1 protein-coding gene is annotated in these 9,852 nt (G+C 68.1%); it reads right to left on the bottom strand.

Features of this window, described 5'->3' with window-relative positions:
• A partial coding sequence (locus tag K7G82_RS29555) for a T1SS-143 repeat domain-containing protein (RefSeq protein WP_222994085.1) occupies positions 1-9,594 on the bottom strand: 9,594 nt, incomplete at its 3' end.
• Positions 9,595-9,852 lie beyond the last annotated feature (258 nt).

Here is a 9,852-nt window from a genome sequence, read left to right as displayed (position 1 = left end):
ATAGGTGACGGCTTCCTGTCCGACGGTGCCGCCGGTGCCATGGAGCGATGCGAAGCTGATCGTGCCCGCGCCATCGCCGCCGAAATTATGCGTCAGGATGCCGGAGAAGCTGGCTTCGCTCGAAGCCGGGCCATCGGCATCGCCGATATTGGCGTCGAGATCGCCCGAGGTGCTGGCGGTATTGCCGCCCAGGCCATCATCGTCGACCGAAGCGGCGCTGGCGCCGGCGGTGGGCACATTGGCGTCGGTGATCGAGAAGCTGAAGTTCGCGGTGGCGGTGTCGCCGTCGCCATCGGTGACGGTGAAGGTGCCGGACGCGGAACCGACCCCGACGACCGCCGGATCGGCGGTGACAATATAGCTGCCATCGGCCTTCACGCGGATCGCGGCGTCACCGACATCGATCGACTGGCTGTAGCCGTCGGGCTGGAAGACCAGCGCGGTGCCGTTGATCGCGGTGACGGTGGCGCCATCGGCGCCCGGCGCGAAGTCGAAGCTGCCGGGCAGCGTCGTGCCTTCCGCCAGCGAGCCAGCGGGCTCGTTCGTCGCACTCGGCATATCGTCGTCGAAGGTGATCGTCAGGCTGCCGGTCGCGGGCGATCCGTCACTGTCGTTGACCGTGTAGGAAAGCGCCGCGGTCGCGTCGTTCTCGCTATTGTCGCCGGGCAGCGTGTCGAGCGTTTCGTGCAGGACGTTGCGGACGAGCGTCAGCGTGTAATCGCCGGTCGTCTGGTTCACCAGCACCGTGAACAGCGTCTGGCCGATGCGCGCGAGATCGCCGCTCGCGGTGATCGTCGCGGTCAATGTGCTTGCCGCGTCGTTCCAGACGTAGCTGACACTTTCGGTTCCGACTGTCCCCGAAGCGGTCGTGAAGCTGAAATTGGTCGCCGGCCCTGCCGCGCCGTCCAGCCCGTAATTGAAACCGAGATTGCCGGAGAAGCTCGCCTCGCTCGACAGCGGGCCATCGGCGTCGCCGCTATTGGCATTGAGGTCGCCAAGCGTGCTGGCGGCATTGCCGCCGGTCACGCCGTCGTCATCGACCGAAGCCGTGACGTCGGCAGCGGTGGGCGTGTTGACGTCACCGGTATAGGTGAAACGGAGCACGGCGGTGGAGGTGTCGCCATCGGCGTCGCGCATCGTATAGGTGAAGCTGTCGACCGTGCCCGCCGCGACCGAGGCATTGGGCACATAGCTATATGCGCCCGATGCCGAGATGGTGAGCGTGCCATGCGCGGTGACGATCGGGTTGCCGAGCGTGCCGCCGGTGATCGACACCACCGCCGCCGGCGTGTCGGCGCCGCTGGCGTCGTTGGTCAACACATTGCCGGTCAGCGTGTCGGGAACCGCGCCCGACTCGGTCGCGGACACGTCATCGTCCGCCGCGTCGGGGCTGTCGTCCTCGATCGTGATCGTGATCGCGCCGTTATTGGTGTTGGTGACGGTGCCGTCGGATGCGTTGACGGGCACGTTGAAGCTGCGCTGGTCCTCGCCCGCCGTCTCCAGGCCGGTGATCGCATGATCGACCGATTGCGAGAGGGTGACGGTGTAGTCGCCATTGTCCTGGATGACGATGCGGATCACTTCCGTCGGGCCGACCGAGCCGATCAGCGTCTTGGTGCCGACGCCCGCCCAGGTGACGGCGGCGCCGTCGGCGGTGAGCACCGCGCCGGGATCGCCCAGCGTCAGCGTCACCGGATCGCCATCGGGATCGGTGACGGTGACATGGCCGGTCGCATCGGTCGCGCTGTTCGTCGTGTCGTTGGCGCCGATCGTGTCGGCGATGCCGTTCGCCAGCCCCTCTTCGGAGACCGTGCTCGCATCGGTGCCGATCACGGGACCGTCATTCGCGCCGGTGATCGAGATCGTCAGCGTCGCGGTGGAGCTGTCCCCGTCGCGATCGGTGATCGTGTAGGTGAAGATGTCGGTCAGCGCCGGATCGGTGGCGTCGAGCGCCTGGACCGCCGGATTGTTGTTGTCGAGCAGATATTGGTAGCTGCCGTCCGCGTTGATGGTCAGCGTGCCGTAGCTGCCGGCAAGGCCGGTGCCGACGGTGCCGTTGGCGACCCCGAAGGCGATCGCGGTGACCGGTCCGCCGACCGCCGCACCGTCCGCGCCGAGGCCGTCGGCGCCGCCCACCAGGCCGTCGCTGCCAGCGCCGGTGATGACATTGCCATTGGCGACGAGCGGACCATCCTCGACCACCGCATCGGTGTCGTTGGCGGCGACCGGGCTGTCGTCGTCGATGGTGACGATCACCGAACCGGTGGCGGCGACGCTGTCGCCGTCCTTGTCGGTCGCTTGGATCAGCGCGCCGAAATCGATCGTCAGATCGTTCTCGCCATTGCCGTTCGCATGGTCGAGCGGACGCGCGAGCGTGAAGGTCCAGTCACCGGTTCCGGCGGTGAGCGTGAAGGTGAACACCGTCGGGCCGGCCGGGCCCGCCGTGGCGGTCAGCACATTGCCGACGACGCCATAGACGAGTCCGGTTCCCCCCGAACTGAGCGCGGGCAGGCCGCCGGTCGCATTCAGGAGCTGATAGGTGAGGCCGCCATCGGCGCCCGGATTGAACAGCGTCGAGACCGATCCGGTCGCGGTCGTGTCCTCGCCCGCGATATCGCCGGGATTGCCGGCCTGTGCGCCAGCCAGACCGTTGGCCAAGCCATCCTCATCGACCGAATCGGCGCTCGTCACCGCATTGGCGGTCGGCGCGTCGTCGCGGAACTCGATGCGGTTGCCGATCGCCAGCGTCGCGCTGGCGGTATCGCCGTCGAAATCCTCGGCGGTCGCGATCAGCGTGATCAGGTTGGGCGCGAGCGAGACGGGCTGATCGGGCCCGCTATCGGGCGTGTGCATCACCGCGCGGATCTGGTCGAGCGTGACCGATCCGTTCGACGGATCGACCGAAAGCGTGAACACCACGGTGCCCACGCCGCCGCCGAAATAACCCTCCACTAGCGTGCCGGCCGGATTGACGCGCAGCAACACCGCTTCGCCGCTTGCCGTGTCGATCAGGCCCGATGGGCCGGCGACGACGCCGAGCGCATAGCTGGTGCCGCCACCCGCCGCCGGGCCGTCCGCGCCGAACTGCGCGCCAAAGGCGGCGGCGAAACTGTCGGTGTCGTTGACGCCGAGATTGGTCTCATCGACCGAAAGCAGCGGCGTGGCCGCATCGACGAGGCCGATCGTCGGCCCATGGTCGGCGAAGCGAATATTGCCGCCCAGGTCGATCGTCTCGCTGTCGCTGGCGGTATCCCCGTCATTGTCAGTGATCGTCGCCGTGCCGGTCAGCGTGACGCGTCCGGCCGCCAGGGTCGCGAACTGGTCGTCGAAAGGCGTGCCCGAATTGGGCGCTTCATCGGCATGGTCGATCTGCTGATATTGGGTGAGCGTGACGACGCCGTTCGCATCGACCGCGATCGAGAAGATCAGGCCGTTGGACGCGGTGCGCCCCTCGACCGTGCTGCCCGCCATCGAAAGCGTGATCGGTTCGCCCGCGCTGCTCAGCCCGGACGCGCCATTGGTGACCGCGAGCTGATAGCCCCAGACCGGCGCGGCGCCGCCATCGGCGCCCGCCGAAGACGTCTGGCTGAATATGCCGCTGAAATTGGCGAGCGAAACGGCGGTGTCGCTGTTGGCGCCGATCGTCGCGGCATCGTGGGTGGTGAGAAGGATGCCGGCTTCCTCGCCGGCCGAAACGGCGATGCTCGGGCCGTCGTCGAGGAAGGTGACGAGATTGCCGATCGCGGCCTGGCCGCTGGCGGTGTCGCCGTCGCCATCCTCGATCGTCACCGTCGCGACGATCAGTCCGGACAGGTCGAGCGGGTCGTTGTGCGCGGCGGCGTCGCTGCCGTCGATATCATGCTCGAGCGCGACCGACTGGACGACGGTCAGCTTGCCGTCGCCATCGATCGAGAGCGTGAAGGCGGTGTTGTTGCCGTTATAGGTGCCGGTGATCGTATCGGCGTCGGTCTGCACCAATGTGATCGCGAAATCGCCGATCGCGGTTTTCAGGCTGGTCGAGCCGTTGCCGGCCAGCGCCAGGCCATAGCTGGTGGCGTTCGCGGCGGCGGGGCCGTCCGCGCCGAAGACGAGGCTCGCCGAAATCACCGATGCGGCGCTGGTCTGCGAGATCGGGAAGCCGGGAATCGCGGCGCTGGTCTCGTCGAGCGTGACGCCCGATCCGCCGCGCACCGCCGTCACCGACGGGATGTCGTCAACGATCTCGATCAACACGGTCGCGGGGGTCGCGTCGCCGTCGAGATCGTTGACGACCACCGTCACCCCGTTGAGCGTGATGATATTCTCACCACTCGCATCGGGGTGCGGAAAATTGTCGGTCAGCGTGACCGACACCGTCGCCTGGCCGGACGCGCCGGCCGCCACCGGCAGCGCCGGCGGCGTGAGCGTGATCGTGATCGCGTCGAGCCCGTTGATCGAACCCGTGATCACGGTCGGGCTGGTGGGCGTCCAGACGATGTCCGGCCCGGCGACGCCGTTGACGTCGACGGTGATGCCGGCGACGTCGCCGAACGCCACCGACGTGATCGCATCGGACCCGGCCTGGAAGCCGATCGTGTCGCTGTCCGCCGCCGCGCCCGATCCGGCGCTCGTGCCGGTCGCGCCGGCCGTGTTCAGCCCCTCTTCGTCGACGCGCAGTTCGGCATTGTCGGTGATCGACGGTCCCGCGCCGTCGCTGATCGTGATCGGCTGGTTGGCGGTCGAGACATCGCCGTCGCCATCGGTGAGCGCGTAGCTGAACGAGGCGTCGATATCCGCCGCGCCATTGGCGAGATTGGCGGCGGGCGTGAAGGTCCAGGCGCCGGCCGCGGTGAAGCTGTAGCTGCCGTTCGCGGTGACGACGGGCGTGGTGCCGACAGCGGCGATCGCGGTGGTCGTGCCGCCGATCGTGACCGAGGTCATGGTCGCGCCATCGGCGCCCGGTATGTCGTTCGACAGGACGTTGCCGCCGATCTGCGCGCCGCCCTCGACCACGCTTTGCGCGGGATCGTTCACGGCGGTCGGGCCATCGTCGAGCACGGTCACGTCGATCGTGTCGATCGGGCTGACATCGCCTTCATTGTCGGTGACGCGCACCGCGAAGCTGTCACCGGGGATCGCATCGTCCGCGCCGCGATCGCCATCGATATCGATGATATTGTCGGGATGCGTCGGCAGATTGTCCGTCAGCGTATAGACATAGCTGTAGACGCCGGCATTGACCGAGACGACGAGCACGCCGTCATCACCCTGCACGCTGCCGCCGGCGGTGACGTCGATCCAGACGCCCTGGGCGTTCTGGATCTCGACCTTGCCGATGCTGTCGTTGCCGGTGCCGATCGTGAGCGCGCCGCTGGCGGATTCGCTGTTCGATCCGGAATCGGATCCGCCGGGCAGGCCGGCTTCGTTCACGATCAGGTCGGTCGCCGAGACGATCGGCTCGGAATCGCCGGGCAAGGTGATCGTGACCAGCGCGGTGGAGGTGTCGCCGTCGCCATCGGTGATGGTGTAGGTGAAGCTGTCATTGCCCTGCGCGCCGGGCGCGGCGGTGTAGGTGAAGGTGCCGTTGCCGTTATAAACCGCGACGCCCTTGGTCGCCTGGGTGGCGAGCGCCACGCCGGTGGCGTTGCTGACGCCGTCCGCGCCGCGAATGTCGTTGGCGAGCACGTCGATGACGACGGGCGTGTTCTCGGCCGCGGCGGCGACGTCGTTCTGCGCGGTCGGGACATCGTCGATGATGCGGATGTCGAGCGAGGCGGTATCGGCGGATCCGTCGCTGTCGGTCAGCGTCACCGCGAAGCTTTCGAGCAGGCTGTCCTCGCCCTGGAGCGGGTGAGTCAGAAGATTGTCCTGCAGCACATAGCTGTAGCTGAAGCTTCCGCCGGTGATCGTGCCATCGGGCGCGACGGTGGGCGTGAAGCCGGTGATGCTGAGCGCGCCGGCCGGCGTGTCGATCACCTTGGGCGTGAACACGCCGTTGGTGACGACGGCGACGCCGCCGACGGTGACGTCGTTGAGCCCGTCGGGCGTGGAGACGGTGAAGCTGCCGGTCTGCGTCAGCGCGGCCGCATCGGGCGAGGATCCGTCGAACAGATCGTCTTCATTGACCACTTCCTCGGCGCCCGCGCCGTCGAGGCCGTTGATCGTCACGCCGTCGTCGGCGCCGTTGATGATGATGGTCAGCGTCGTGACCGCCGGATCACCGTCACCGTCGCGCAGCGTATAGGTGAAGACCTCGGTGAGGGTTTCGCCGGGCGCCAGCGTCTGCACCGCCGGGTTCGCCGGATCGAGCGTATAGGTGTAGCTGCCCCCGCTGGTGAGGACGAGATCGCCATAGGCGCCGGCAAGCGGATTGCCGAGCGTGCCCTGGTTCGCGCCGAAGGCCACCGCGACCACGCCGGCGCCGTCCGCGCCCTGGCTGTCGGCGGTGCCGCCGCCCACGCCGGTCAGGACGTTGCCGTCGGCGACCAGCGGCCCATCCTCGCTGACGCTGTCGATATCGGGCCGGGCGATCGGCGCATCGTCGACGATGGTGATGACGAGATTGCCCGCCGGCGCGCTGTCGCCGTCACCGTCTGTCAGCACCAGCGCGAAGCTGGCGCTCGACGGATCGGTCAGCGTGTTGTCGACAAGCGTATAGGTATAGGCGATGCTGCCCGCGCCGCTGACCGGATCATAGCTGAAACCGGTGACGACGAGCGTGCCGGTGGCGTTGCTCGCCACGGTCTGCGGCAGATTACCGGGCGTCAGCACCGTTCCGCCGAGCGAGAGCGTGCCGATGCCATCGGGCGACGAGAAGCTGATCGTGCCGCTGACGGCCTCGCGCGTGTCGCCGTTCGGGCCCGCCGCCGCTTCCTCGCCGGTGCCCTGGGGCTCCGCGCCGCGCGCGGCGAGCGCCGCCTCATAGACGGTCGTCGTGGCGCCGCCGGGCGCCGGAATATTGACGCTGGGCGTGGAATCGCCGATCGAGAGGGTGAGCGTCGCGGTGGAGACGTCGCCGTCGCCATCGGTGAGCGTATAGCTGAAGACCTCTGTGACGCCGCTGGGCGTGCCCGGCATGCGGACATAGCTGTAGCTGCCGTCCGCGTTCAGCGTCAGCGTGCCATGATCTCCGGCGATCGCCGTGCCTGCGGCGACGCTGTTGGCGCCGTGCGAGACGCCGGTGACCTGCGCGCCGTCCGCGCCCGGCGTGTCGGCGCCCGTCGCGCCGCTGGTCGTGCCCGCGCCGGTGATGACGTTGCCGGTTTCGGGCTGGGTGCTCGCGGCCGGCAGGCTGTCGGTATCGTCGCGCGCGGTCGGCACGTCGTCGATGATGTCGATCGTCAGCGTATCGTTGGCGACGTCGCCATCGCTGTCGACCGCGACCACCGCGAAATTCTCGGCCGTGTCGTCGCCTGACGTGTTGTCGGCGAGCGTGTAGCTGTAGGTATAGGCGCCGCCGCTGAGCGTGACGGTGAGCGTGCCGTAGCTGCCGGTGACGGTGCCGCCATTGGTGACGTTGACGCCGCCGATGGTGAGGCTGGCCAGGCTGTCCGCGCCGCCCGAGAAGACCAGGGCGCCCGTCGTCGTTTCGGCATTCGAGCCGGGATTGGAGCCGAAGGGCAGCGCCGCTTCATCGACGCTGGAATCGCCGGCGACGATGGTCGGCGTCGAATCCGTCGCCAGCGTGATCCGGACCGTGGCGGTGGAGACGTCACCGTCGCCATCGGTGATGGTGTAGGTGAAGCTGTCCGAACCCTCCTGGCCGGGCGTCGGCGTGTAGGTGAAGGTGCCGTCGCCATTATAGACGGCGGTGCCCTTGGCCGGCGGCGTGCCGAGCGCGACCTTGCCCGCGACGTCGAGGCTGTCGGCGCCGGGCGTGTCGTTGGCGAGCACATTGATGACGACCGGCTTGTCTTCCTGTGCGCTCGCGGAATCGTCGCGCGCTGTCGGCACGTCGTCGACGATGCGGATCACCAGCGGCGCGGTGGCGACGTCGCCGTCCGCATCGGTCACGGTGATGGTGAAGCTCTGGCTGCTATTGTCGCCCTGGGTGTTGTCGGCCAGCGTGAAGCTGTAGCCGATCTGCCCCGGCGCCACGCTGGTCACCGTCAGCGCGCCGGTGGGCGTGCTGATCACCTGGCCCGCGCCCGTCACCGTCACGCCGTTGATCGCCACGGTCGCCGGGCCGTCCGGCGCCGTATAGGTGATGGTGCCGGCGGTGGTCTCGCTATTGCTCTGCTGATCCGAACCCGGCGATTCGCCGGCACGTGCCGGCAGGCCGGCCTCCGCCACCACCGTGCCTTCCCCGGTCGTGGGAACGAAGGTGAGCGTCACCGGGCTGTCGGGGATCGAAATGGTCAGCGTGGTCGCGGACGTGTCGCCGTCGCCATCGGTGATCTGATAGCCGAACACGTCGTTGACGCCGCCGGGCGAACCCGGATTGCGGACATAGCTGTAATTGCCGTTGGCCGAGATGGTCAGCGTGCCATATTGGCCCGTGATCGTGCTGGCGCTGGCGCCGACCGTGCTGAAATTGCCCGTGGCGCCCGCGCGGATGCCGGTGAGCGAGGCGCCGTCGGCGCCCGGCGTGTCGACGCCCGCGGCGCCGCTGGTCGTGCCCGCGCCGGTCAGGACATTGCCGGTTTCCGGGCCGAATCCGCCCGCCGCCAGGGCGTCGGTATCCGCGCGCGCGGTCGGCACGTCGTCGATGACCGAGATGACGAGCGTGGCGGACGCGGTGTCGCCATTGGCGTCGGTGACGATCACCGCGAAACTGTCCGTCGGATTGGCCGCCACCGAATTGTCGGTGAGCGAATAGGAATAGCCGATCGTGCCGTTGGTGATGCTGGTGACGGTCAACTGGCCGAGCGGCGTCGTGAACACCTGCCCGGTCTGGGTGACGGCGACGCCGTTGATCGTGATGCTCTGCAATCCGTCGGCCGCGACGTAGACGATCGTGCCGGTCGTGGTTTCCGAATTGGCCGAGGCGTTCGATCCGGCGGGTTCGGCGCCGCGCGCCGGCAGGCCGGCTTCGTTGACGCTGCTGGTGGCGTTCTGGACGGCCGCCGGATTGTCCGGCGTGATGATGCCGATCGTCGGCTCCTCATCGACCAGGCCGGGGATGATCTCCCGTTCCTCGGGCTGGGTGAAGTTGAGTTCGGTCGGCGGCAGCAGGTCACCCAGGCCGAAGGGATCGCCGATATTGCCGACCGGTTCGGCGAAGTTGCCGCCGGAGCTCTGCACCGCGCCGCCCGCCGCGGGTTGCGGTTCGTTGCCGATCAGCAGTGCGGCCAGGTTGAGCGGCGGGATCTCGACGCCGCCGATCACGAGCTGCGGCACGATCACCGCGCCGTCGACGATCAGCATCTGGCTGCCGTCGGGAAGCTGGACGACGAGATCGCGTCCGGAGACGCGGATCTGGTCGAGCGCCACGCCTTCGGGCAGCACGACCACGCCGTCAGGCCCGGGCACCACGCGCATCGCGCCCGCGCCGACCGCCGGAGCCACGGCCTGCTGCGCGGTGCGCGCGGCCATCTGCTCGGGCGTCAAATCGGCTTCGGGCCGCTCCCACTGCGTGCCGGTGGAATCGTTACCTGCGGTGCGATCGAAATCCATCATCCTATCCCCACTCTCGGCAATCGACCGAACCATGGGGACGTCACGACGATGGAGGGGATCTTCCCAGGGCGAGCAGCATCGTTGCGTGCTGTTAGCCGCCCTCGCGCCTAGTCATTCGACTACGCGCAACTCCAAAGGAGAGACGTCCCGGGGATGCCGCCTGTTCTCGCGACTGCCCTGGTCGACTGCTTTTCAAGATGAGTCCGCAACCCCGCGACTCGATCTTGCAAGAACTACTTAATGCAATGCTAACGA

The sequence above is a fragment of the Sphingomonas colocasiae genome (genome assembly GCF_019880585.1).
GTDB classification, from domain to species: domain Bacteria; phylum Pseudomonadota; class Alphaproteobacteria; order Sphingomonadales; family Sphingomonadaceae; genus Sphingobium_A; species Sphingobium_A colocasiae.
The sequence above is the reverse complement of the archived record's forward strand: the minus strand, read 5'-3'. Positions and strand labels throughout refer to the sequence as shown.